Source organism: Pseudomonas lactucae, from assembly GCF_016937615.1.
In the GTDB taxonomy this organism is placed as follows: domain Bacteria; phylum Pseudomonadota; class Gammaproteobacteria; order Pseudomonadales; family Pseudomonadaceae; genus Aquipseudomonas; species Aquipseudomonas lactucae.
Genome location: NZ_JAFHKI010000088.1, coordinates 28,358 through 52,784 on the forward strand (window position 1 = coordinate 28,358; position 24,427 = coordinate 52,784).

18 protein-coding genes and 3 pseudogenes are annotated in these 24,427 nt (G+C 62.1%); 11 read left to right on the forward strand and 10 right to left on the reverse strand.

Going from position 1 to position 24,427, the window contains the following annotated elements; genetic code table 11:
* The first annotated feature begins 5 nt into the window (after window positions 1-5).
* From murD to lpxC, 9 genes and pseudogenes are all read left to right on the forward strand, one after another.
* Window positions 6-1,351 (forward strand): annotated as a pseudogene (murD, locus tag JWR98_RS16760) (UDP-N-acetylmuramoyl-L-alanine--D-glutamate ligase).
* Window positions 1,348-2,571 (forward strand): putative lipid II flippase FtsW, encoded by a 1,224-nt coding sequence (gene ftsW / locus JWR98_RS16765; protein WP_003171877.1) that lies wholly within the window; start codon window positions 1,348-1,350, stop codon window positions 2,569-2,571. The pseudogene murD and the gene ftsW overlap by 4 nt, the downstream one beginning before the upstream one ends.
* Entirely contained in the window at window positions 2,561-3,631 is a 1,071-nt protein-coding gene (gene murG / locus JWR98_RS16770; protein ID WP_003171878.1) for an undecaprenyldiphospho-muramoylpentapeptide beta-N-acetylglucosaminyltransferase, read from the forward strand. The genes ftsW and murG overlap by 11 nt, the downstream gene beginning before the upstream one ends.
* Window positions 3,624-5,069 carry a UDP-N-acetylmuramate--L-alanine ligase gene (gene murC, locus JWR98_RS16775; RefSeq protein WP_078731621.1) on the forward strand — a complete coding sequence of 482 codons (1,446 nt, stop codon included), beginning with the start codon at window positions 3,624-3,626 and terminating at the stop codon, window positions 5,067-5,069. The genes murG and murC overlap by 8 nt, the downstream gene beginning before the upstream one ends.
* Window positions 5,066-6,034, forward strand: a complete 969-nt coding sequence (locus tag JWR98_RS16780) for a D-alanine--D-alanine ligase (protein WP_078731622.1) — start codon at window positions 5,066-5,068, stop codon at window positions 6,032-6,034. The genes murC and JWR98_RS16780 overlap by 4 nt, the downstream gene beginning before the upstream one ends.
* Window positions 6,035-6,037: 3 nt before the next feature.
* Window positions 6,038-6,907: a cell division protein FtsQ/DivIB gene (locus JWR98_RS16785; protein WP_003171882.1), complete on the forward strand. Its 870-nt coding sequence runs from the start codon at window positions 6,038-6,040 to the stop codon at window positions 6,905-6,907.
* A gap of 15 nt (window positions 6,908-6,922) precedes the next feature.
* Window positions 6,923-8,185 carry a cell division protein FtsA gene (ftsA, locus tag JWR98_RS16790; protein ID WP_003171883.1) on the forward strand — a complete coding sequence of 421 codons (1,263 nt, stop codon included), beginning with the start codon at window positions 6,923-6,925 and terminating at the stop codon, window positions 8,183-8,185.
* 74 nt (window positions 8,186-8,259) lie between these two features.
* On the forward strand, window positions 8,260-9,465 hold the full coding sequence (gene ftsZ / locus JWR98_RS16795; protein ID WP_017526184.1) for a cell division protein FtsZ: 1,206 nt from the start codon (window positions 8,260-8,262) through the stop codon (window positions 9,463-9,465).
* Window positions 9,466-9,577: 112 nt separating this feature from the next.
* Window positions 9,578-10,488, forward strand: a pseudogene (gene lpxC / locus JWR98_RS16800) (UDP-3-O-acyl-N-acetylglucosamine deacetylase).
* 108 nt (window positions 10,489-10,596) lie between these two features.
* Here lpxC and JWR98_RS16805 read toward each other — a convergent pair.
* The 5 genes and pseudogenes from JWR98_RS16805 to JWR98_RS16825 form a co-directional block, all read right to left on the reverse strand.
* Window positions 10,597-12,090, reverse strand: coding sequence for a sensor domain-containing diguanylate cyclase (locus JWR98_RS16805; protein WP_078731623.1), 1,494 nt, complete (start codon window positions 12,088-12,090; stop codon window positions 10,597-10,599).
* Between the two features lie 164 nt (window positions 12,091-12,254).
* On the reverse strand, window positions 12,255-13,619 hold the full coding sequence (locus tag JWR98_RS16810; RefSeq protein WP_205490584.1) for a heavy metal sensor histidine kinase: 1,365 nt from the start codon (window positions 13,617-13,619) through the stop codon (window positions 12,255-12,257).
* A complete protein-coding gene (locus tag JWR98_RS16815; RefSeq protein WP_003171890.1) occupies window positions 13,609-14,286 on the reverse strand; it encodes a heavy metal response regulator transcription factor in 678 nt (225 codons plus the stop codon). The genes JWR98_RS16810 and JWR98_RS16815 overlap by 11 nt, the downstream gene beginning before the upstream one ends.
* A 9-nt stretch (window positions 14,287-14,295) precedes the next feature.
* Window positions 14,296-17,384 (reverse strand): annotated as a pseudogene (locus tag JWR98_RS16820) (multidrug efflux RND transporter permease subunit).
* On the reverse strand, window positions 17,381-18,547 hold the full coding sequence (locus tag JWR98_RS16825) for an efflux RND transporter periplasmic adaptor subunit (RefSeq protein WP_078731625.1): 1,167 nt from the start codon (window positions 18,545-18,547) through the stop codon (window positions 17,381-17,383). The pseudogene JWR98_RS16820 and the gene JWR98_RS16825 overlap by 4 nt, the downstream one beginning before the upstream one ends.
* A 216-nt stretch (window positions 18,548-18,763) precedes the next feature.
* On the opposite strand from JWR98_RS16825, the gene JWR98_RS16830 reads away from it, so the two are divergent.
* Both JWR98_RS16830 and JWR98_RS16835 read left to right on the forward strand, forming a co-directional pair.
* Window positions 18,764-18,997, forward strand: coding sequence for a hypothetical protein (locus tag JWR98_RS16830; RefSeq protein WP_078731626.1), 234 nt, complete (start codon window positions 18,764-18,766; stop codon window positions 18,995-18,997).
* Window positions 18,998-19,163: 166 nt separating this feature from the next.
* Window positions 19,164-19,943, forward strand: a complete 780-nt coding sequence (locus JWR98_RS16835) for a transporter substrate-binding domain-containing protein (RefSeq protein WP_078731627.1) — start codon at window positions 19,164-19,166, stop codon at window positions 19,941-19,943.
* Between the two features lie 5 nt (window positions 19,944-19,948).
* Here the strand turns inward: JWR98_RS16835 and JWR98_RS16840 are convergent, their stop codons facing one another.
* The 5 genes from JWR98_RS16840 to JWR98_RS16860 form a co-directional block, all read right to left on the reverse strand.
* A complete protein-coding gene (locus JWR98_RS16840; RefSeq protein WP_205490586.1) occupies window positions 19,949-20,692 on the reverse strand; it encodes a YkgJ family cysteine cluster protein in 744 nt (247 codons plus the stop codon).
* 110 nt (window positions 20,693-20,802) lie between these two features.
* A complete protein-coding gene (locus JWR98_RS16845) occupies window positions 20,803-21,285 on the reverse strand; it encodes a GNAT family N-acetyltransferase (protein ID WP_078731629.1) in 483 nt (160 codons plus the stop codon).
* 3 nt (window positions 21,286-21,288) lie between these two features.
* Window positions 21,289-22,191: a chemotaxis protein CheV gene (locus tag JWR98_RS16850; protein ID WP_078731630.1), complete on the reverse strand. Its 903-nt coding sequence runs from the start codon at window positions 22,189-22,191 to the stop codon at window positions 21,289-21,291.
* A 119-nt stretch (window positions 22,192-22,310) separates the two neighbouring features.
* Window positions 22,311-23,285, reverse strand: a complete 975-nt coding sequence (locus tag JWR98_RS16855) for a 2-hydroxyacid dehydrogenase (protein ID WP_205490588.1) — start codon at window positions 23,283-23,285, stop codon at window positions 22,311-22,313.
* Window positions 23,286-23,397: 112 nt separating this feature from the next.
* Window positions 23,398-24,366: a LysR family transcriptional regulator gene (locus JWR98_RS16860; protein WP_078731632.1), complete on the reverse strand. Its 969-nt coding sequence runs from the start codon at window positions 24,364-24,366 to the stop codon at window positions 23,398-23,400.
* Window positions 24,367-24,427 lie beyond the last annotated feature (61 nt).

The window sequence follows — 24,427 nt, forward strand, 5'->3', positions numbered from 1 at the left end:
AACGAGTGTCCCTGATCGCTTCAGACCACTTCCGCATCGTTGTCGGCCTCGGCAAGAGCGGCATGTCCCTGGTTCGCTTCCTGGCGAACGGGGCACGTCGTTTGCCGTGGCCGATACGCGGGAAAATCCACCGGAGCTGGTCACGCTGCGCCGTGACTACCCGCACGTGGAAGTGCGTTGTGGCGAGTTGGATGTCGAGTTTCTATGCCGCGCCGATGAGCTTTACGTGAGCCCTGGCCTGGCCCTGGCGACACCGGCCCTGCAAGCCGCTGCGGCGCGTGGCGTGAAGCTGTCGGGCGATATCGACCTGTTTGCGCGTCACGCGAAGGCGCCGATCGTGGCCATCAGCGGTTCCAACGCAAAAAGCACCGTGACCACCCTGGTTGGCGAGATGGCCGTGGCGGCCGGCAAACGCGTGGCCGTGGGCGGCAACCTCGGCACGCCAGCACTGGACCTGCTCAGCAATGAGGTCGAGCTGTACGTGATGGAGCTGTCGAGCTTCCAGCTGGAAACCACCCACGACCTGGGCGCTGAAGTGGCCACCGTGTTGAACGTCAGTGAAGACCACATGGACCGCTACAGCGGCCTGCCTGCGTATCACCTGGCCAAGCACCGGATCTTCCGCGGCGCCAAGCAGTTTGTGGTCAACCGCCAGGATGCCCTGAGCCGTCCGCTGATCGGCGAGGGCATGCCCTGCTGGACCTTCGGCCTGGGCAAACCTGACTTCAAGGCCTTCGGCATCCGCGAAGAAAACGGCGAGAAATACCTGGCCTTCGAATTCCAGAACCTGATGCCGGTGCGCGAGCTGAAAATTCGTGGCGCCCATAACCAGTCCAACGCCCTGGCCGCGTTGGCGTTGGGGCATGCGGTCGGCTTGCCGTTCGACGCCATGCTGTCGAGCCTGCGCACCTTCGGCGGCCTTGAACACCGTTGCCAATGGGTGCGCGACCTGGACGGCGTCAGCTATTACAACGACTCCAAGGCCACCAACGTCGGCGCGGCATTGGCCGCTATCGAAGGCCTGGGCGCCGATATCGACGGCAAGCTGGTGCTGATCGCCGGTGGCGATGGCAAGGGGGCCGACTTTAAAGACCTTAAAGCGCCCGTTGCCGCGCATTGCCGCGCCGTGGTGTTGATGGGCCGCGATGCTGATTTGATCGCCGCTGCCCTGGGTGATGCCGTGCCGCAAGTGCGCGCCACGTCCCTGGACGACGCGATCGCCCAGTGCAAAGCCCTTGCCCAGCCGGGCGATGCGGTGCTGCTGTCGCCGGCGTGCGCCAGTTTCGACATGTTCAAGAACTACGAAGAGCGCGGCCAGCTGTTCGCCCGCGCCGTGGAGGCCTTGGCATGAGTATCGACTTCAGAAACATCATCAAGCCGTACCCGTCGCCGATCATCACCGGGCGCGGTATCGACCTCGACTTCCCGATGCTCGCCGGTTGCCTCGCGTTGCTGGGCCTGGGCCTGGTGATGATCACCTCGGCGTCCTCAGAAGTGGCCGCCGTGCAGTCGGGCAACACCCTGTACATGATGATCCGTCACCTGGTGTACCTGATCATCGGCCTGGGCACATGCATCGTTACCATGATGATCCCCATCGCCACCTGGCAACGCCTGGGTTGGCTGATGCTGATCGGTGCGTTCGGCTTGCTGGTCATGGTGATCCTGCCGGGCATCGGCCGCGAAGTGAACGGCTCCATGCGCTGGATCGGCTTCGGTGCGTTCAACGTGCAACCGTCGGAAATCGCCAAGGTATTCGTGGTGATTTACCTGGCCGGTTACCTGGTCCGTCGCCAGAAAGAAGTGCGCGAAAGCTGGATGGGCTTCTTCAAACCGTTCATCGTGCTGCTGCCCATGGCCGGCCTGTTGCTGATGGAACCCGACTTCGGCGCCACCGTGGTCATGATGGGCGCTGCGGCGGCGATGTTGTTTCTCGGCGGCGTCGGCTTGTTCCGGTTCACCTTGATGGTGGTGCTGGCGGTGGCCGCGGTGACTGTTCTGGTGCAGGCGCAACCCTACCGGATGGCGCGTCTTATCACCTTTACCGACCCTTGGTCCGATCAGTTCGGGTCAGGCTATCAACTGACCCAGGCCTTGATTGCCTTCGGTCGCGGCGAGTGGCTGGGCGTGGGCCTGGGCAACAGCGTGCAGAAGCAGTTCTACCTGCCCGAAGCGCACACCGACTTCGTGTTCTCGGTGCTTGCCGAAGAACTGGGCGTGGTGGGTTCGCTGTGCACCGTGGCCCTGTTCGTATTCGTTTGCGTGCGCGGCATGTACATCGGCTTGTGGGCCGAGAAGGCCAAGCAATATTTCGCCGCGTATGTGGCCTATGGCTTGTCGTTCCTGTGGATCGGCCAGTTCCTGATCAACATCGGCGTGAACGTCGGGCTGCTGCCGACCAAAGGCCTGACATTGCCGTTCCTCAGCTACGGCGGCAGTTCGTTGGTGATTTGCTGCGCCTGTCTGGGCTTGTTGCTGCGCATCGAGTGGGAGAGTCGAACCCACCTGGGCAGCGAAGAGATGGAGTTCAGCGAAAGCGACTTCGCCGAGGAGCCGACCCATGGGCGCTAATGTGCTGATCATGGCCGGCGGCACCGGGGGGCATGTGTTCCCGGCCCTGGCCTGTGCCCGTGAGTTCCAGAACCGTGGTTACACCGTGCACTGGTTGGGAACGCCGCGTGGCATTGAAAACGAATTGGTGCCGGCCGCCGGTTTGCCGCTGCATCTGATCAACGTCACCGGTCTGCGCGGCAAGGGCAAATTGTCCCTGCTCAAGGCGCCGTTCGTGTTGCTCAAGGCCGTATGGCAGGCGCGCAAGGTCATCCGTGACGTGAAGCCGGTGTGCGTACTCGGTTTTGGTGGTTATGTGACCGGCCCCGGTGGCGTCGCCGCCAGGCTCGCCGGTGTGCCGGTGATCGTGCACGAACAGAACGCCGTCGCCGGTACCGCCAACCGTTTGCTGGTGCCCTTGGCCGCGCGGGTGTGTGAAGCGTTCCCGAACACCTTCGGTGCATCGAGCAAACGTCGCACCACCGGCAACCCGGTGCGCACCGAACTGTTCATGGATATCGCGCGTCAGGCCCTGGCCGGGCGCAAGGCGCATCTGCTGATCCTGGGCGGAAGCCTGGGCGCGGAGCCGTTGAACAAGTTGCTGCCGGAAGCGGTGGCGCAACTTCCTCAGGAAGTGCGCCCGGAAATCTTCCACCAGGCCGGCAAGAACCACGATGAAGTCACCGCCACGCGTTACCGCGACGCCGGTGTCGAGGCGAACGTACAGCCTTTCATCAAAGACATGGCCCAAGCCTATGGCTGGGCCGACCTGGTGGTCTGTCGCGCTGGTGCGCTGACCGTCAGTGAACTGGCCGCCGCCGGTCTGCCGTCGTTGCTGGTGCCTTTGCCCCATGCGATCGACGATCACCAGACCCGCAACGCCGAATATTTGGCCGGGGAGGGCGCTGCCTTCCTGCTGCCGCAAAGAACGACTGGCGCCGCCGATTTGGCCGCACGCCTGACCGAGGTTTTGATGCAACCCGAACGACTCAACCGCATGGCGAGCACCGCAAGCCGCCTGGCCAAACCTGACGCAACCCGCACCGTGGTCGATATCTGCCTGGAGGTGGCCCATGGTTGAGAATCAGAAAGCCATGCCACAACCGGAAATGCGCCGTATCCGTCGCATCCACTTCGTCGGGATCGGCGGCGTGGGCATGTGCGGTATTGCCGAAGTACTGCTGAACCTGGGCTACCAGGTCTCCGGTTCGGACTTGAAGGATTCGCCGGTCACCGAGCGCTTGAAGTCCTTTGGCGCACAGATTTTCATCGGCCACCGCGCCGAGAACGCCGCCGAGGCCGACGTGCTGGTGGTGTCCAGCGCCGTGAACACCTCCAACCCTGAAGTGGCCACCGCTCTTGAGCGCCGTATTCCCGTGGTACCGCGCGCCGAAATGCTGGCCGAGCTGATGCGCTATCGCCACGGCATTGCCGTCGCCGGTACTCACGGCAAAACCACCACTACCAGCCTGATCGCCTCGGTGTTCGCCGCCGGTGGCCTGGACCCGACTTTCGTGATCGGTGGCCGCCTGAATGCAGCCGGTACCAATGCCCAACTGGGCACCAGCCGCTACCTGATCGCCGAAGCCGACGAAAGCGATGCGAGCTTCCTGCACCTGCAACCGCTGGTAGCCGTGGTCACCAACATCGACGCCGACCACATGGCGACCTACGACGGCGACTTCAACAAGTTGAAGAAAACCTTCGTCGAGTTCCTGCACAACCTGCCGTTCTATGGGTTGGCCGTGGTGTGCCTGGACGACCCGGTGGTGCGCGAGATCCTGCCGCAGGTCAAACGCCCGACCGTGACCTACGGCTTCAGCGAGGACGCTGACGTGCGTGCGATCAATGTGCGCCAGGAAGGCATGCAAACCTATTTCACCGTGCTGCGTCCCGATCGCGAGCCGCTGGATGTGTCGGTGAACATGCCGGGCAACCACAACGTATTGAACTCCCTGGCAACCATCTGCATCGCCACCGACGAAGGCGTCAGCGATGAAGCCATCGTCGAAGGCCTGTCGCGCTTTGCCGGTGTCGGCCGTCGCTTCCAGGTCTACGGCCAACTGCCGGTAGACGGCGGTGACGTGATGCTGGTGGACGACTACGGTCACCACCCGACCGAGGTCGCCGCCGTAATCAAGGCCGTGCGTGGCGGCTGGCCGGAGCGCCGTCTGGTGATGGTGTACCAGCCACATCGCTACAGCCGCACCCGCGACTTGTACGACGATTTCGTCAATGTACTGGCCGATGCCAACGTACTGCTGCTGATGGAAGTCTACCCCGCCGGTGAAGAACCGATCCCGGGCGCCGACAGCCGCAAGTTGTGCAACAGCATCCGTCAGCGTGGTCAGTTGGACCCGATCTACATCGAGCGCGGTGTCGACCTGGCGCCAATCGTCAAGCCGCTGCTGCGTGCCGGGGACATTCTGCTGTGTCAGGGCGCCGGTGATATAGGCGGCCTTGCCCCCAAATTGCTGGCGAGCCCGCTGTTTGCGGTCAAGAAGGGGGCGTCGAAATGACCACTGACTACGCCTCTCTGTTTTCTACGATTGCGCCTGCCGAATTCGGCCGCGTGGCCGTGTTGTTCGGCGGCAAGAGCGCCGAGCGCGAAGTGTCGCTCAAGTCCGGCAATGCCGTGCTCGCGGCGCTGCAAAGCGCCGGCGTGAATGCGTTCGGTATCGACGTGGGCGATGACTTCCTGGCGCGCTTGCAGGCCGAGAAGATCGACCGCGCCTTCATCATTCTTCACGGCCGTGGCGGTGAAGACGGCAGCATGCAGGGCCTGCTGGAGTGCGCCGGCATCCCTTACACCGGCAGCGGCATCCTTGCCTCGGCATTGGCGATGGACAAGTTGCGCACCAAGCAGGTGTGGCACAGCCTGGGGATTCCCACCCCGCGTCACAGCGTGCTGTGCAGCGAAGACGATTGTATTTCTGCGGCCAAGGAACTGGGCCTGCCTTTGATCGTCAAACCAGCCCATGAAGGCTCCAGTATCGGCATGGCCAAAGTGAACTCGGCCGCCGAATTGATCGACGCATGGAAAGCGGCAAGTACCTACGATTCGCAAGTGTTGGTGGAACAGTGGATCCAGGGTCCCGAGTACACCATCGCCACCCTGCGTGGCCAGGTATTGCCGCCCATCGCATTGGGCACGCCCCACACTTTTTACGATTACGACGCCAAGTATGTGGCCTCCGATACCCAGTACCGGATCCCATGTGGCCTTGACGCAACCAAGGAACAGGAATTGATGGACCTCACGGCGAAAGCCTGTGAGGCGCTGGGTATCGCCGGTTGGGCACGGGCAGACGTGATGCAGGATGACCAGGGGAATTTCTGGTTCCTGGAAGTCAACACCGCACCGGGCATGACCGACCACAGCCTGGTCCCGATGGCCGCTCGCGCCGCCGGTCTGGATTTCCAGCAACTGGTGCTGGCGATCCTGGCGGCAAGCGTCGCCGGTGAAGAAAGGAAACGAGGCTAAGACATGAAAGGCGCATCGCTTCGTCATCAGCCCCCCCAAGCACCGAGCCGCAAGCCGGTGCCACGGGGTGCCAGCCGAATGGTGGCTAAAGAGCCGATGTCGGCGCGCCTGCCGAAAGCCAACTTTGGTTTCCTCAAGGCGCTGTTCTGGCCGGTGTTGCTGGTGGTGTTGGGCTTCGGCACGTATGAAGGCGCGCAGCGTCTGTTGCCGTACGCCGACCGGCCGATCACCAAGATCAGCGTGCAGGGCGACTTGAGCTACATCAGCCAGCAGGCGGTACAGCAGCGCATCGGCCCGTACCTGGCCGCGAGCTTCTTTACCATCGACCTGGCCGGTATGCGCTCGGAGCTGGAACAGATGCCGTGGATCGCCCATGCCGAAGTGCGCCGCGTATGGCCCGACCAGGTGACGATCCGCCTGGAAGAACAACTGCCCGTGGCCCGTTGGGGCGATGAAGCGCTGTTGAACAACCAGGGCCAGGCGTTCACCCCGCGTGAACTGGCCAACTACGAGCACCTGCCGCAGCTGTTCGGGCCGCAGCGGGCGCAACAGCAAGTGATGCAGCAGTACCAGGCCTTGAGTCAGATGCTGCGGCCACTGGGCTTCTCCATTGCACGCCTGGAACTGCGTGAACGGGGCAGCTGGTTTTTGACGACCGGGGCAGGCAGTTCCGGCCCGGGTATCCAGTTGTTGCTGGGACGCGACCGCTTGGTGGAAAAGATGCGCCGCTTCATCGCCATCTATGACAAGACCTTGAAAGAACAGATTACGAACATTGCGAGCGTCGACCTGCGTTACGCCAACGGCCTTGCCGTCGGCTGGCGTGAACCGGCTGCGCCCACGGCAGCGCAGCCCGCTGTCGCGAAGAATTAAGAAGAGGCAGGACCCATGGCAAACGTGCAAAGCGGCAAAATGATCGTCGGTCTCGATATCGGCACCTCCAAGGTGGTGGCGCTGGTCGGCGAGGTCGGGGAAGACGGCACGATCGAAATCGTCGGTATTGGCACGCATCCGTCCCGGGGCCTGAAGAAGGGCGTGGTGGTGAACATCGAGTCCACCGTGCAATCGATCCAGCGCGCCATCGAAGAAGCGCAGCTGATGGCCGGTTGCCGGATCCACTCGGCGTTCGTCGGCGTGGCGGGCAACCATATCCGCAGCCTGAACTCCCACGGCATCGTGGCGATCCGCGACCGTGAAGTCAGCTCGGCCGACCTTGAGCGCGTCCTCGATGCTGCCCAGGCCGTGGCGATTCCGGCTGACCAACGCGTGCTGCACACCCTGCCGCAGGACTACGTGATCGATAACCAGGAAGGTGTTCGCGAGCCGCTGGGCATGTCGGGCGTGCGCCTGGAAGCCAAGGTCCACGTGGTGACCTGCGCCGTCAACGCCGCACAGAACATTGAAAAATGCGTGCGCCGCTGCGGCCTGGAAATCGACGACATCATTCTGGAGCAGCTTGCTTCCGCGTATTCGGTACTGACCGACGACGAAAAAGAACTGGGCGTGTGCCTGGTCGACATCGGCGGCGGCACCACCGACATCGCGATCTTCACCGAGGGTGCGATCCGTCACACCGCCGTGATCCCGATTGCAGGCGACCAGGTGACCAACGACATCGCCATGGCGTTGCGCACACCGACCCAGTACGCCGAAGAAATCAAGATCCGCTACGCCTGCGCCCTGGCCAAGTTGGCCGGTGCCGGTGAAACCATCAAAGTGCCGAGCGTGGGCGACCGTCCACCGCGCGAACTGTCGCGCCAGGCCCTGGCCGAAGTGGTCGAGCCGCGCTACGACGAGCTGTTCACCCTGATCCAGGCTGAACTGCGTCGCAGCGGTTACGAAGATTTGATCCCGGCCGGCATCGTGCTGACCGGTGGCACCTCGAAGATGGAAGGCGCGGTCGAACTGGCCGAGGAAATCTTCCACATGCCGGTGCGCCTGGGCGTGCCTCATGGCGTCAAGGGGTTGGGCGATGTGGTGCGCAACCCGATTTATTCCACCGGCGTGGGCTTGCTGTTGTACGGCCTGCAAAAGCAGACCGACGGCATTTCCCTGTCGAGCCCGAGCCACCGTGACAGCTACCGCAGCGACGATGAAGCCAAAGCGCCATTGTTCGAGCGGTTGCAGGCTTGGGTAAAAGGCAATTTCTAAAGATTTACCGCGACACCGCAACACCGAAAGAAGCAGTAGGCGAAAAAACTAGAGAAAACGAAAGGAGAGGGAACATGTTCGAACTCGTAGACAACATCCCCGCCAGCCCGGTCATCAAAGTGATCGGTGTCGGCGGTGGCGGCGGCAACGCTGTCAACCATATGGTCAAGAGCAACATTGAAGGCGTTGAATTCATCTGCGCCAACACTGATGCCCAGGCGCTGAAAAGCATCGGCGCACGAACCATCCTGCAATTGGGCACCGCGGTGACCAAGGGCCTCGGCGCCGGCGCCAATCCGGAAGTCGGCCGTCAAGCCGCCCTGGAAGACCGCGAGCGTATTGCCGAAGTGCTGCAGGGCACCAACATGGTGTTCATCACCACCGGCATGGGCGGCGGTACCGGTACCGGTGCTGCGCCGATCATTGCCGAAGTGGCCAAGGAAATGGGCATCCTGACGGTCGCGGTCGTGACCCGTCCGTTCCCGTTCGAAGGCCGCAAGCGCATGCAGATCGCCGACGAAGGTATCCGTCTGCTGTCTGAAAGCGTCGACTCGTTGATCACCATCCCCAACGAGAAACTGCTGACCATCCTGGGCAAGGATGCGAGCCTGCTGTCCGCATTCGCCAAGGCTGACGATGTACTGGCCGGTGCCGTTCGCGGTATCTCCGACATCATCAAGCGTCCGGGCATGATCAACGTCGACTTTGCCGACGTACGTACCGTGATGAGCGAAATGGGCATGGCGATGATGGGCACCGGCTGCGCCAGCGGTCCGAACCGTGCACGCGAAGCCACCGAAGCGGCCATCCGCAACCCGTTGCTCGAAGACGTGAACCTGCAAGGCGCGCGCGGCATCCTGGTGAATATCACCGCAGGTCCCGACCTGTCCCTGGGTGAGTACTCCGACGTGGGTAGCATCATCGAAGCCTTCGCTTCCGAGCACGCCATGGTCAAAGTCGGTACCGTGATCGATCCGGACATGCGCGACGAGCTGCACGTGACCGTGGTTGCCACCGGCCTGGGCGCAAAAATCGAGAAGCCTGTGAAGGTCATCGACAACACGCTGCATAACAGCCAAGCCAGCCACGCGAGCCAAGCGGCTGCCGCTCCAGCGCCTTCGCGCCAGGAACTGCCGTCGGTCAACTACCGTGACCTGGACCGTCCGACCGTGATGCGCAATCAGGCTCAGGCCGGTGCTGCGGCGTCCCGTAGCCCGAATCCGCAAGACGATCTGGACTACCTGGACATCCCGGCATTCCTGCGTCGTCAGGCCGATTGATGGAATGTATCAGGGCTATGAAGGTGATTGGTGTTCAGCAAAGGTCTGGTCTGCTATTATCGCCAGCCTTTGTTGATACCAGTTCGCAATTTGCGCTGAAGCGGTCCAAGCCATGATTAAACAACGCACCCTGAAGAATATTATTCGTGCCACAGGTGTAGGTCTGCACTCCGGGGAAAAGGTCTACCTGACCCTCAAGCCTGCACCTGTCGACACCGGCATCGTGTTTGTGCGTGCCGACCTTGACCCTGTGGTGCAGATTCCTGCTCGCGCGGAAAACGTTGGCGAAACCACTATGTCGACCACATTGGTCAACGGTGACGTCAAGGTGGACACGGTGGAGCACTTGCTCTCGGCCATGGCGGTTTGGGCATCGATAACGCCTACGTCGAGCTCTCCGCGTCCGAAGTCCCTATCATGGATGGCAGCGCTGGACCCTTCGTATTCCTGATTCAATCTGCCGGCCTGGAAGAACAGGACGCAGCCAAGAAGTTCATTCGCATTCTGCGGGAAGTGACAGTAGAAGACGGCGACAAGCGCGCCACCTTCGTCCCGTTCGAAGGTTTTAAAGTGAGCTTTGAGATCGATTTCGATCACCCGGTATTCCGTGACCGCACCCAAAGTGCAAGCGTGGATTTTTCCAGCACTTCGTTCGTAAAAGAAGTCAGCCGCGCCCGTACCTTTGGTTTCATGAGTGACATCGAGTACCTGCGCAAGCACAACCTCGCACTCGGCGGCAGCGTTGAAAACGCCATTGTGGTCGACGCGGATGGTGTACTGAACGAAGACGGCCTTCGCTATGAAGACGAATTCGTGAAGCACAAGATCCTCGATGCAATCGGTGACCTCTACCTGCTGGGCAATAGCCTGATAGGCGAGTTCAAAGGCTTCAAGTCGGGCCACGCCCTTAACAACCAGCTGTTGCGCAAGTTGATTGAGCAAACAGACGCTTGGGAAGTCGTGACCTTCGAAGATGCCAGCACCGCACCGATCTCTTACATGCGTCCCGTTGCGGCGGTGTAAGTCACAACTCTCTTTCTTTAGTTTTTAAAGGCTGCCTTCGGGTGGCCTTTTTTTATCCGCAAAGTCGTGCTTATCGTGAACGATTACGCCCCTTTCGCGGCGCATCTGCTACGGCTGGATGGCATTCACTATCCGGTTACGCCCTGCACGCTTGGCCTCATACAGCGCCTGGTCCGCGCTCAACAGCAATGCTTCCAGCGACAGGCGGCTGCGTTTGTGCCACGTGCTCAAGCCAATGCTGACGGTGATCGGCCGTTCATCCCCGGCTACCCGTGGCAGACGCTCGACGCTGCTGCGGATATGTTCGGCGATGAGCAGGGCACCCTTGGTATCGGTATGCGGCAGCACCACCGCGAACTCTTCCCCGCCGTACCGCGCCGCCAGGTCGGCGGGGCGGCGGATGTTGCTGCCGATCACCTGGGCGACGGTGCGCAATGCCTCGTCACCGCCTTGATGACCATGGCGATCGTTGAACGCCTTGAAGTGGTCCACATCTATCATCAGCAGCGTCAGCGGCTCCGTCGAGCGTTGGGCACGGTCCCATTCCAGACGCAGGCGCTCGTCGAGGATGCGTCGGTTGGCCAGGCCGGTCAGGGCGTCGGTGGCTGCCAGTTCCGACAGCACCCGTTCGGCGCGAAAGCGGCGCCGCAGTTCGCGACGTAACATCCAGGTGAGCCATAGCAGGCCGATACACAGGATGCCGGTAGCGCCGCTGGTCAGCATCGCCGCACGTCTCCAGGGGGCGAAGACATCGTCGCTGGACAACGCCACCACCACAATCAGCGGCAGCTCTCCGACGTTGGTGAAGGTATACAAGCGTTCCTTGCCGCTGATGGCGGAGATGGCCTGAAAGCTGCCGATCCCTTCACGCAGGATGCGCTTGAAGTTCGGTCGCTCGCTCAAATCCTTGTCGATCATGTCGCGTTCGAGCAGCGGCTGTTGGGCGAGCAGGATGCCCCGGTTGTTGAGCAGGTTGACGCTGCTGCTGTTGCCGATTGTCAGGGTGCTGAACAGCTGGTCGAAATACGCCAGGCGCATGGTCGCCACCGCCACGCCGACGAACTCGCCGTTGGGGCCTGAGACGCGTCGGCTGAATGCCATGCGCCATATCTGGTCGCACTCGCAGTGGACTTTAAATGGCCGACTGATAAACAAGCCCGACTCGGGATCGCTGACATGCGCCTGAAAATAGTCACGGTCGGCAAAGTTGCGCGGCGTGGGCTTGAGAGTCGATGAGTCGGCGATGACATTGCCACCGGCGTCCAGCATCAGCACTTCGCCTTTGAATGGCGCAGCGGTGGATAAGTCGAACTGCACCAGATGCTGGATAGTCGGTGTGACCTGGGACAGGTCTTCGCGTTGTCTGGCCGCGATCAGCCCTTTGAGGGCCAGGTCGTACAGCTCAACGTTGCGCAGCACGTCGGCATTGATCAACTGGGCGATGTTGCCGGTCGAGCGCGTGGCCGCCTGCAGGGTGCTGGCGTGTTCGCGAATCAATAATGCCGCGACAATGATCACGATCAGGACAACGGTCAGGCCACTGCCGAACATCAGTAGCAGCTCGGGGTGTGCAGAAGGGGTATGACGACGGCGTTGACTCATCAGGCGGACTTCAGCGGTGTGAATGCTGGCAGTTTAGTTCTACCCGCTGAAATTTAAATAGTGGGTTAAAAAGAAAGATCAGTGCCTTGGAACACCTCAAACGGATAGTGGATGATAGCGATTCGCAACAGCCTGAACTTCGGCTTCATACTTGACCGAAGTGATTACAAAGGCAGGGTGATGCCAAAGGTATTGCCCCGGCTGTCACTGCGTACGAACACATCGCCACCATGCATCAACGCCACTGCCTTGACGATCGCCAGCCCCAACCCATGATTGGCCCCGCTGTTGCTGCGCGACGCATCCACCCGATAGAAACGCTCAAACAGCCGTGGCAGATGCTCGCTGGCAATCGCCTCGCCAGGGTTGGTTACGTCGATCGCCACCTGGTGTTCCAGCACCTGAATGTTGACTTCGATCACCTGCCCCGGCGCCGTGTGCTGCACGGCATTGCTCAGCAGGTTGATCAGCGCGCGGCGCAGGTGGGCTTTTTCGATCTGCACCTGGGCATCGCCGTGGACCTGCACCTGGACCTGAGCGTCTTCCAGGATAAAGTCCAGGTAGTCGAGGGTGGTCGCGACTTCATCAGCCAGCGAGCTTTCGCTCAACTTGGTGGCCTTGCTGCCCTGGTCGGCGCTGGCGAGGAACAACATGTCGTTGATGATCGAGCGCAGGCGTTCCAGCTCTTCCAGGTTGGATTCCAGCACCTCCAGATAGTGTTCGGCGGACCGCCCACGGGTCAGGGCCACTTGGGTCTGGCCGATCAGGTTGGTCAGCGGCGAGCGTAGCTCATGGGCGACGTCGGCATTGAAGGATTCAAGACGCGAATAGGCCTGCTCAACGCGGTCGAGAGTGGCATTGAACGAGTTGACGAATTGCTTGAGCTCCGGCGGCAGCGGCGACAGTTGCAGGCGCCTGGAGAGTTTGGGCGGGGCAAGTTTTTGCGCTTCCTCGGAGAGCTTTTCCAGCGGCTTGAGGCCCAGGCGCGAGACCCAGAAACCCAGCAGTGCCGCCAACACCACGCCAACCAACGCCAGGCTGACCAGCGCCATCAGCAGATGGTGCTGGGTCGCCCGGAAATTTTCGGTGTCGATGGCAATCATGAAACGCAGCGGCGGGCGTTGCTCCTTGGCCGGAAACTGGCTCACCAGCACCTTGAACGGGTCAGCGTGGCCGGGCAGGCGCAAGTCGCGTTTACCCGTGGGGCCCTGGGCAAAGGCACGGATCTGCGCGTCCGGCTCACCGTATTCGTAGTTCGGGTCGCTGCTGACTACCCAGAAGCGGATGCGTTTGTCTTCCTCGCCCAACAGCTTGAGCTTGGCCTTGATCTTTACCCAATGGTCCGGTGTACCAAAGCGATTCACCGAAGACTCCAGCACACTGTAGCGCGCGTCCAATTCCGCCCCCGGCAACAGGCCCAGGCCGCGGTCTACCTGCTGATAGAGTACGCCGCCGATCAACACAAAGATCAGCAGCGCCACCAGGGTGAACATGCCGCTCAGGCGCAGGGCGATGGAATTAGCCGACACTACGGTTCTCCAGCACATAGCCCATGCCACGAATGGTGTGCAGCAGTTTGTGTTCGAACGGGCCGTCCAGCTTGGCGCGCAGGCGTTTGATCGCCACCTCGACCACATTGGCGTCGCTGTCGAAATTGATGTCCCAGACCATCTCCGCAATCGCCGTCTTCGACAGGATTTCACCCTGGCGCCGCGCCAATACGCTGAGCAGCGAGAATTCCTTGGCCGTCAGGTCCAGGCGCACCCCGTTGCGGCTGGCCTTGCGGCTGATCAGGTCGATCCACAGGTCGGCCACCGTGACTTGCACCGGCTCATGCCCGCCGCTGCGGCGCGTGAGGGCTTGCAGGCGCGCCACCAGTTCCAGGAACGAAAACGGCTTGCCCAGGTAATCGTCGGCGCCTTCGCGCAGGCCGCGGATGCGGTCTTCCACACGTTCGCGAGCGGTGAGCATGATCACCGGCGTCTGCTTGCGCGCGCGCAAGGCGCGCAGCACGCCAAAGCCGTCGAGGCCGGGCAGCATCACATCCAGCACGATCACCGCATAATCGTTTTCCAGCGCCAGGTGCAGCCCCTCGACGCCTTCGCGTGCCACGTCGACGGTGTAGCCCTGTTCCGTCAGGCCGCGATGCAGGTAGTCCGCGGTTTTCTCTTCATCTTCAACAATCAGGATGCGCATGACACCGCCTCAATCTGTGGTCGCCAACGCAGGCGTGGGTGTGGGCCGGTGGAAAAAACGCTCGAGGTACAAGTATATGACCGGCGTGGTGAACAACGTCAGTGCCTGGCTCACCAGCAAGCCGCCGACCACCGCAATACCCAGCGGCTGGCGCAGCTCCGCGCCAGGGCCACTGCCGAGCATCAGCGGCACGGCGCCGAGCAGGGCGGCGAGGGTGGTCATGATGATCGGCCGGAACCGTGTCACGCAGGCTTCGTAGATCGCTTCTTCCGGCGCCAATCCGCGAACACGTTGTGCCTCCAGAGCAAAGTCGATCATCAGGATGCCGTTCTTCTTGACGATGCCGATCAGCAGCACCAGGCCGATCAGCGCCATGATCGAAAAATCCTGGCCCATCAGCCACAGCATGATCAGTGCGCCCAAACCCGCCGAGGGCAAGGTGGAAATGATCGTCAACGGGTGCACGAAGCTCTCGTACAGCACCCCCAGGATGATGTAAACCGCCACCAACGCCGCGAGGATCAGCCACGGCTGGCTGGACAGCGAGCTCTGGAACGCCTGGGCCGCGCCCTGGAAATTGCCGATAAGGGTGGACGGCATGCCGATGTCGTTCTTGGCCTGGTTGAGCATGACCACCGCATCGCCCAACGCCACGCCGGGGGCGAGGTTGAACGACAGGTTGGCGGCCGGGAACATGCCATCGTGGCTGATGGACAACGGCCCCACGGTGGGCGGGTCGACCTTGGCCAGGGCCGACAGCGGCACCATCTCGTTGGTGAGCGGTGAGCGCAGGTAGAAGTAGTTCAGGCTCTCGACCTTGCCGCGCTGTTGAGTGTCCAGTTCCAGCACCACTTGGTACTGGTTGATCTCGGTCTGGAACTCGTTGATCTGGCGTTGGCCGAAGGCATCGTACAGGGCCTGGTCGACATCGGTGGCGGTCAGGCCGAAGCGCGCGGCGGCCTGCCGGTCGATGCTGATGTGGGTGATGCTGCCACCCAGTTGCAGGTCGTTGGACAGGTCGCGAAACGCCGGGTTGGCGCGCAGTTTTTCGGTGAGGCGCTGGGTCCAGGTATTGAGCGTCGGCCGTCGTTGCTCTTGAGTACGTACTGGTACTGCGCACGGCTGGGGCCGGAGCTGAGGTTGATGTCCTGGCCCGCGCGCAGATACAGCACGATGCCGGGCACCTTCGCCAGTTTCGGGCGAATGCGGTCGATAAACTGGCTGGCGGACACATCGCGATCACCGCGGTCTTTCAAGGCGATCCAGAAGCGGCCGTTGGCGATGGTCTGGTTGCTGCCGGTCACCCCCACCGAATGGGAAAACGCCTGCACCGCCGGGTCGTCCTTGATGATCTCGGCCAGGGCCTTGTGCTTGGCGACCATGTCCGGGTACGACACGTCAGCCGCCGCTTCGCTGGTGCCGAGCACGAAGCCGGTGTCTTGCACCGGAAAGAACCCCTTGGGAATAAACACGTAGCCGACCACGGCCAGGGCCAACGTCACGATGAAGATGACGGCCATGCTGCGTTGATGGGCCAGCGCACGGCGCAGGTTGCGTGCGTAACCGGCCAGCAGGCGTTCACTGAAGCCGGGTTTGTCGTGGGCGCGATGGCTCGGCGCACGCATGAACAGCGCGGCCAGTGTCGGCGCCAGGGTCAGGGACACCACTACCGAAATCAGGATGGTCGAGGTCGCCGTCAGCGCAAATTCCTTGAACAAGCGCCCGACCACGCCGCCCATAAACAGCAGCGGGATAAACGCCGCCACCAGCGAGAAGCTGATCGAGACCACGGTAAAACCAATCTCGCCGGCGCCCTTGATCGCCGCTTCGCGTTTGTCGAGCCCCGCCTCCAGATGCCGGTGGATGTTCTCCACCACCACGATGGCGTCGTCCACCACAAAGCCGACGGCGATCACGATCGCGACCAGGGTCAGGTTGTTCAGGCTGAAACCCATCACGTACATCAGTGCAAAACTGGCTACCAGCGACACGCCGAGCACGCTGGACACAATCAGCGTCGCCGACAGCTGGCGCAGGAACAGCGCCATCACCGCCACCACCAGCAAAATCGCGATCAGCAAGGTGACTTCCACTTCATGCAATGAGGCACGGATCGTCTTGGTGCGGTCGGTCAATACGCTGACCTGCACCGAGGCCGGCAGCATGGCTTGCAAGCGTGGGAGCTCAGCTTGAATACGGTCGACCGTTTCGACGATGTTGGCGCCGGGCTGGCGCGAAATCACCAGGTTGACCCCCGGCGTGTCGCCGGACCAGGCCTGTACGTAGGCATTTTCCGAGCCGTTGATGACTTTGGCGATGTCGCGCAGTTGAACCGGCGCGCCATCTTTGTAGGACACGATCAGTTGCGCGTAATCCTGCGCTTTAAACAGCTGGTCGTTGGTCGACAGGGTCGACACGCTGTTCTCACCATAGATCGCACCCTTGGCCAGGTTGAGGCTCGATTGCTGGATGCTCAGGCGCAGATCGGCGAGGGTCAGGCCGATGGCGGCGAGTTTGTCGGCGGAGGCTTGCACGCGGATGGCCGGACGCTGCTGACCGGTGATGTTGATCTGGCCTACGCCGTCGATCTGGCTGATCTGTCGGGCCAGCAGTGTTTCCACGTAGTCGCTCAGCTCGGTGCTGGGCATGCTGTCGGAACTGACGCTGAGGATCAGCACCGGGCTGTCCGCCGGGTTGACCTTCTTCCAGGTCGGTAGGCTCGGCATGTCGCTGGGCAGTTTGCCGGACGCCGTATTGATTGCCGCCTGTACTTCCTGGGCGGCGGTGTCGATGCTCTTGTTGAGGGTGAATTGCAGGGTCAACTGGCTGGAGCCCAAGGCGCTGCTGGAGGTCATTTGGGTCATGCCGGGGATAGCGCTGAATTGCACCTCCAAGGGCGTTGCCACCGAGGACGCCATGGTGTCGGGGCTGGCGCCGGGCAGCGTGGCGGTGACCTGTATGGTGGGAAATTCCGCTTCCGGCAGTGGCGCGATGGCCAGGCGCGGGAAGGCGATCATCCCGAGCAGTACCAGGGCAAAGGTCAGCAACAGGGTGGCGACCGGGTGATCGACGCACCAGGCCGACGGCGAGCGGCTCACGGCTGCACCTTGGCATCGACGGTCTGGATCACCTGCGGCGGTTCCTTGAGCACCTGCACCTGCGCACCGGCCTTGAGCCGCGACTGACCATCGCTGACCAGTACATCCCCGGCCTGCACGCCCTTGATGATGTTCACGTCGCTGTCCTGATAGGTCACCTGCACCGGTACCACCTCGACCTTGTCAGCGTTGACCCGGTATACAAAGTGCGAATCCAGGCCGCGTTGTACCACCGTCGGCGGCACCACCAAGGCGTTCTTGTCGAAGGCGGTCTGGATCTTGATGGTCACCAGTTGCCCCGGCCACAGGCGTTGCGCAGCATTGTTGAACTCGGCCTTGGCGCGCAGGGTGCCGGTGGTGGAGCTGATCTGGTTGTCGATCAGGCTCAAGTGGCCTTCGCCCAGCAGGTCGCCGGTCTGGCCGTCGGTGTCGGCGCCCAGGTACGCGTCGACACTGGCCCGTGTGGGCGCGGCGATCAGGCCTTGCAGGGTCGGCAGCATCTGTTGCGGCAGCGAGAATTCGACGGCGATCGGGTCGATCTGGGTCACGGAGAACAAACCCTGGGCATCGCTGGTGCGCAGGAAGTTTCCTTCGTCCACGTTGCGAATACCGACGCGGCCACTGACCGGTGAGCGAATTTGCGTGTAGGACAGTTGCACCTTGGCCGCATCGATAGCGGCCTGGTTGCCCTGGGCGGTGGCCTTGAGCTGGTTGACCAAGGCTTGTTGTTGGTCGTAGGTCTGCTTGGACACGCCGTCGTCGACGCTCAATTGCTTGTAGCGCTTGAGGTTGACCAGCGCCACTTGCAATTGCGCCTGGCTCTCGCCCAATTGCGCCTTGGCCTGGTCAAGGCTGGCGCGAATCGAACGGTCATCGATGCTGGCCAGCAGGTCGCCGGCCTTGACCAATTGGCCTTCCTTGACCAGTACCTGGGTGAGGATGCCGTCGACCTGCGGACGAATCACCACACTGTGCAGCGACAACACCGTGCCGATGCCGCTGACAAAGCGTGGAATGTCCTGCTGCGCCACGCTCACCACGCGCACCGGGATCGCGACGGGCGCCGCCAGCCTGGCCTTGGGCGGTCGGGTCAGCGCCCAGGCAGCAACCGCTAGCACCACGAGGACACCCACGATCAGGACGGTTTTGCGTTGAATAGGCATAGGTCGGCGCCGCAGGCGCAGTTGCAGGTTTTAAGCTGCAAGCTGCAAGTTGGAGGAGGATAGAAGCTTTATAGCGCTGTGATTCGGTCAGGAGCGTGACGCCAAACTGACAGAGCGGACAGCTAGCGCTCTTAACTTGCCGCTTGAAGCTTACCGCTTGGCGCCCCGGCCTCGCTATACTCGCGCTTTCACACAAATAGCTGCACCGGAGCCCCTATGACTTCCCCGACACACCCCTCTGTTGAAGCGACCGACATCGTCGATCCGGCCAGCCCTGATGGCGTTGAAAAAGCCGAAATCCCAGCGTTCAAGTTTCCGTTCAAGCCGGGTGAGTTGGCCAGCGCCAAGGGGGCGGGGCAGCCTTGGTACAAAAACGGCGCGAAGAACGGCCACACCCAGTCGCCGGGCATGCCGCCACCCGGCACACGTCGTTCGATGGGTAAACGCTGAGATTAATAGGGCGAAGTCTGTATCGACTGTTGCCTACAGCATCTGCTGAATCTTCTTATTGTATGCGTACGACCGTTTCTTGAAAGCTTGCTGCGTTGCTGCTCTGTCCTGCTGATTGCCGGGTAGGGCGTGGTGAAGCTTGTCTCTGCGGAAAAGGACGTTTCCTATGGCCCTGATACACATCGGTGTAGCGCTTGCCCTCTTGCTTTCGGTTGGCACTGTTGCGGCGGATGAACACCCCCAGGGTGAAATCCGTTTCGGCGTCGCGGCGCTTTTCCCGCCCTTCCAGAGCCGCAACCCGCAAGGGCAGTTGGTTGGCTTGAACATCGAGTTGGGTCACGCCCTGTGTGCGCAACTGAATTGGCGTTGCACCTGGGTCGACCAGGTGCAGGTCGAAGATTTTCGCGCCCTTGAAGCCCACAGGTTCGACGCGATCATGGGCATGGCGCCCACGTCCGAACGGCGACGCTGGGCAAGCTTCACCGATAACCTCTACCCCTTCACCACGCGCCTGGTGGCTCGCCGCCGATCCGGCCTGTTGCCCAGCGCAAAGTCGCTCAAGGGCAAGCGGGTCGGTGTTTTGCTGGGCAGCAATCGCGAAGCCTTTGCCCACTCGAAGTGGGCGCCCAGGGGCGTCATCGTCAAGAGCTTCTGGCTCAATGACGATCTGGTCCGCAGTCTGGTCGCCGGCGAGATCGATGCAACCTTGCAGGGCACCGTGGAAATTCGACAAGCCCTGCTCGACACCGAGGCCGGCCAGGATTTCGATTTTGTAGGCGAGCCCGTCACGGCGGCGCTGTTGGGCGATGGTGTGGCGATCGCGGTGCGCAAGTCGGATACGGCGCTGCGTACCGCACTCAATAGTGCCCTGGAACAGTTGATGCAGAACGGTGAGTACCAGCGGATCATCCAGCCTTACCGGCTGGACGTCGCGCCCGAGACGTAATCGACTCAGGCAGCCCTGAGCGGGATAAACGCATAGTTGGCCGGCACCTCGGTGGCAATCTGCGCCCCGGCGTCCAGCAACTGTTCGGCGATGTCCATGCCCGATACATGAAACACCCACTCGCTGGCCATGGACGGCCGCTCAACCGCCAGCTCAATGGCCTGGGTGAACGCGCCCATGTCCGGCAGGTACGCGGTAAACCCGTCACCCTTGAGTGCCGTGGTGCGAATACCCAGCAAGGCGCACACCGCTTCTTTGGTCTGCACGTCATCCCGGTCGGCCTGGCGCGAGCGGCGGATCAGCTCCGTCAGTTCCAGGTCCACCAACTCGCCACCCACGATCAGCGCCGGGCCCTGTTCCCAGGACTCGGCTGGGCAGTCCTTGGCGGCGGGGTTCAAGGGAATATGCGGATTGATCTCCATCGGGTAGATCCGGCACACCAGCGGGCGGCGCTCATAGATGCGGCACAGGTTGTCTTCGTCAAGATTCCGGCAGCGACCGGCGTTGTACGCGGCAAAGGTGATCGCCACGAAGGCCTCGGCGCTGCCACTGGGCACCACCACCGAACGGCGTTCGGCGTGCTCGCGCTGTTGCACCGGCAGGCCCAGGCCATTGCCCAGGAACCCCTCCACCAGCACGATGACATTACCGCCGTCCGCCGCCCACATACGGGCTTCGTCGAGGGTCAGGGGCACATGGTGGTCGCTGCAGCATTTGCCGCAACCGACGCAGGAAAAGTGAGTTTTCATTGGCAGATCTGTCACCAGGCTAGGTCAGAGGGCATGCAGCATGGGTGACGGGTTTTCACCTCTTTGCACCCTTGCTCCTCTGTTGGAAGCAAGTTATGCGCCAGCGTCCGTCAGTCCTCGGCGACGACATCGCGCAGCACAAACACCATGCCTGCGCTTTCGTACAGATGCCGGGCGCGCAGGTTGCTTTCCAGCACCTTGAGATCCACATAGGGTTCGCCGCGCTGCTTGAACACCTGGAAGCACTGCAGCAACAAGGCTCGGCCCAACCCCTGGCCCTGGGCACAGGGGTGCACGGACAGGTTCTTGATAAACGCGCTGGTCCAGCACTGCGCCACGCCAAGGATGCCCTCGTCGTTGCTGGCCACCAGGCATAGCCTGGGGTCGAACTCGGCATCGGTCGTGAACTGTCGCTGCCAGGTTTGCAGGCTGGGCACCCGGCCGCCACCCTGCTCCTGGGTCATGCGCAACACGGCATGAATCGCTGGGGCGAGGTCGTCGCGATACTGATCCAGCTGGGTATTGGCCGGCCACTGCGGCGCAGGCAGGCTGCCGGTCAGGTGACGGCGCAGCAGCTGGTAATACTCGGCCAACCCTTACCGCCTTTGTTGCGCGACGCTTTGGGCGGCGATCACCAGGCACTTGGTCAATTCCGGCGAGGAGAATTTGGTCAGCACCGAGTTGGCCCCGGCCAGGCGCGCTTTTTCGCTGTTCATCGCGCTGTCCAGGGAGGTGTGCAGCAGCACATAGAGATGTTGGAAGTCCGGGGTTTCACGCAAGGTGCGGGTGAGGGCGTAACCGTCCATCTCGGACATCTCGATGTCCGACACCACCACGTTGATTTCCTCGGCCGTGCCTTGCAACTCCAGCAGCACATCAATGGCTTCCTTGGCACTGCGCGCGGTATGGCACGTCAGGCCGAGGTTGCGCAGGGTGTGCACCGATTGCTGCAGGGCGACCTGGCTGTCGTCTACCACCAGAATCCGCGCGTGGCCCAAGACTTCCGCTTCTTCCATGGTCAGGTCGGTCGGCGCCACTTCAACCGGTGCCGGGGCGATGCCATGGATGACCTTTTCGATATCCAGCACCTGCACCAGCCCGCCCTCGACCTGGGTCACCCCGGTGATAAACGCGCGGTTGCCGCCGGAACCGTAGGGCGGTGGGCGGATATCGGTGGTCAGGCAGTGCACGATCTTGCTCACCGCCTGCACATGCAGGCCCTGTTTGGAACGGCTCACGTCGGTGACGATCAGGCAACCGCCATCCGGGTCTTCCAGGGGCATTTCCCCCAGGGCGCGACTCAGGTCGATTACCGCCAACGAGTTACCGCGCAAGGTGGCGATACCTTTGACGTGGGGGTGCGACTCCGGCAGCTTGGTCAGCGGCGGGCAGGGGATGATTTCGCTGACTTTCAGCAGGTTGATGGCCATCAGCTTGCCGCTGCGCAAGGTAAAGAGCAGAAGCGAGAGTGAGTCTGCGCGGGCTTTAGTGGTGGGCATAAGAACCTTCTGTGGATCAGGGATGACGATCTTCTATGGAAGGTTATCGACTTGGGAGAGCCAGGCTTTAACCGGATTTTGTGTCGGACTTGGCCAGCCCCTCCCACATTGAGTGTGTGTCAGCCCTTCCACACCTGCGGGTTCACCAGGTCCTGCGGGCGTTGGCCCAGCAGGGCGCTGCGCAGGTTGTCCAGGGCGCGGTTGGCCATGGCTTCACGGGTTTCGTGGGTCGCCGAGCCGATATGCGGCAGGGTCACGGCATTGCTCAGTTGGAACAGTGGCGACTCGGCCAATGGCTCCTGCTCATACACATCCAGCCCGGCGCCACGAATGGTCTGGTTTTGCAGGGCCTGGATCAGCGCCGGTTCGTCTATCACCGGGCCGCGGGAGATGTTGATCAGGATCGCGCTGGACTTCATCAGCGCCAACTCACGGGTGCTGATCAGGTGGCGGGTCTTGTCACTCAAAGGTACCACCAGGCAGACGAAATCCGCCTCGGCCAGCAACTGCTCCAGGCTGTGAAACTGCGCGCCCAGTTCCTGCTCAAGCTCGACCTTGCGGCTGTTGCCGCTGTACAGGATCGGCATGTTGAAGCCCAGGCGCCCACGACGGGCCACGGCCGCGCCAATATTGCCCAGGCCGACGATGCCCAGGGTCTTGCCATGCACATCGCTGCCAAACAACGGCGCACCGACACTGGCTTTCCACTGGCCGGCTTTGGTCCAGGCATCCAACTCCGCCACCCGCCGTGCGCTGCTCATCAGCAGGGCAAAGGCCAGGTCGGCGGTGCTTTCGGTGAGCACATCCGGGGTGTTGGTGAGCATGATCCCGCGCTCGTTGAAGTACGGCACGTCGTAGTTGTCGTAGCCCACCGATACGCTGGACACCACCTCCAGTTTGCTCGCGCCTTCGAGTTGCGCCCGGCCCAGCTTGCGTCCCACGCCAATCAGGCCATGGGCGTGGGGCAGGGCTTCGTTGAACTGCGCATTGATGTCACCCAGCTTGGGGTTGGGCGCGATCACCTCGAAATCCTGTTGCAGGCGTTCGATCATTGGCGGAGTGATACGGCTGAAGGCGAGGACAGTCTTTTTCATGGCAGGCGGCTCATCGACTACGGAAGAATGCCAAGCACGCTAACATTCCTGCCGACAATTGTCAGGACACTGCCCCTCCCACATTTGATCTCTATCGTCTGGTAGACATCAGTCAGTTCGACAACCGCGCCCCACCCAAACTGCCGCTCAATTCATACGCCACCAACTCCGCCTGATGCGCCGCCAGAATTTCCGGCAACGAACCGCGCAGGTATTCCACCCAGGTCTTGATCTTCGCATCCAGGTACTGGCGTGACGGGTAGATGGCATACAGGTTCAGCTCCTGGGAGCGGTAGTTGGGCATCACCCGCACCAGCGTGCCGTTGCGCAGGCCTTCGATGGCTGCATACACCGGCAACAGGCCGACGCCCATGCCGCTGGTGATCGCGGTTTTCATCGCGTCCGCCGAGTTCACCAGGAAGGGCGAGGTGTTGATCGCCACGCTCTCCTGGCCTTCGGGGCCGTTGAAGGTCCACTTGTCCAACTGAACCACCGGGCTGACCAGGCGCAGGCAGGCATGGTTGAGCAGGTCATGGGGACGGTGCGCGCAGCCCTTGGCCTTGACGTAATCCGGCGAGGCGCAGGCGATGCTGTAGGTGATACCCAGGCGCTGGGAGACGAAGCCCGAATCCGGCAGCTCGCTGGCCAGCACGATGGACACGTCGTAGCCCTCGTCGAGCAGGTCCGGCACGCGGTTGGCCAGGGTCAGGTCGAAGGTCACGTCCGGGTGGGTACGGCGGTAGCGAGCGATAGCGTCGATCACGAAGTGCTGGCCGATGCCGGTCATGGTGTGCACTTTCAACTGCCCGGCGGGGCGTGCGTGGGCGTCGCTGGCCTCGGCTTCGGCTTCTTCGACGTAGGCGAGGATCTGTTCACAGCGCAGCAGGTAGCGTTTACCCGCCTCGGTGAGGGCAATGCGCCGGGTGGTGCGGTTGAGCAAGCGGGTTTGCAGATGGGCCTCCAGATTGGAGACCGCGCGCGAGACGTTGGCCGTGGTGGTGTCCAGTTGCGCGGCGGCGGCGGTGAAGCTGCCGGCGTCGGCCACACAACTGAAGGCGCGCATGTTTTGCAAGGTGTCCATGGAGTGTTCTCTGGGGAGATAGCAAATTGTGACAGAAAGTTACGCCGACCAGTGATCCCTA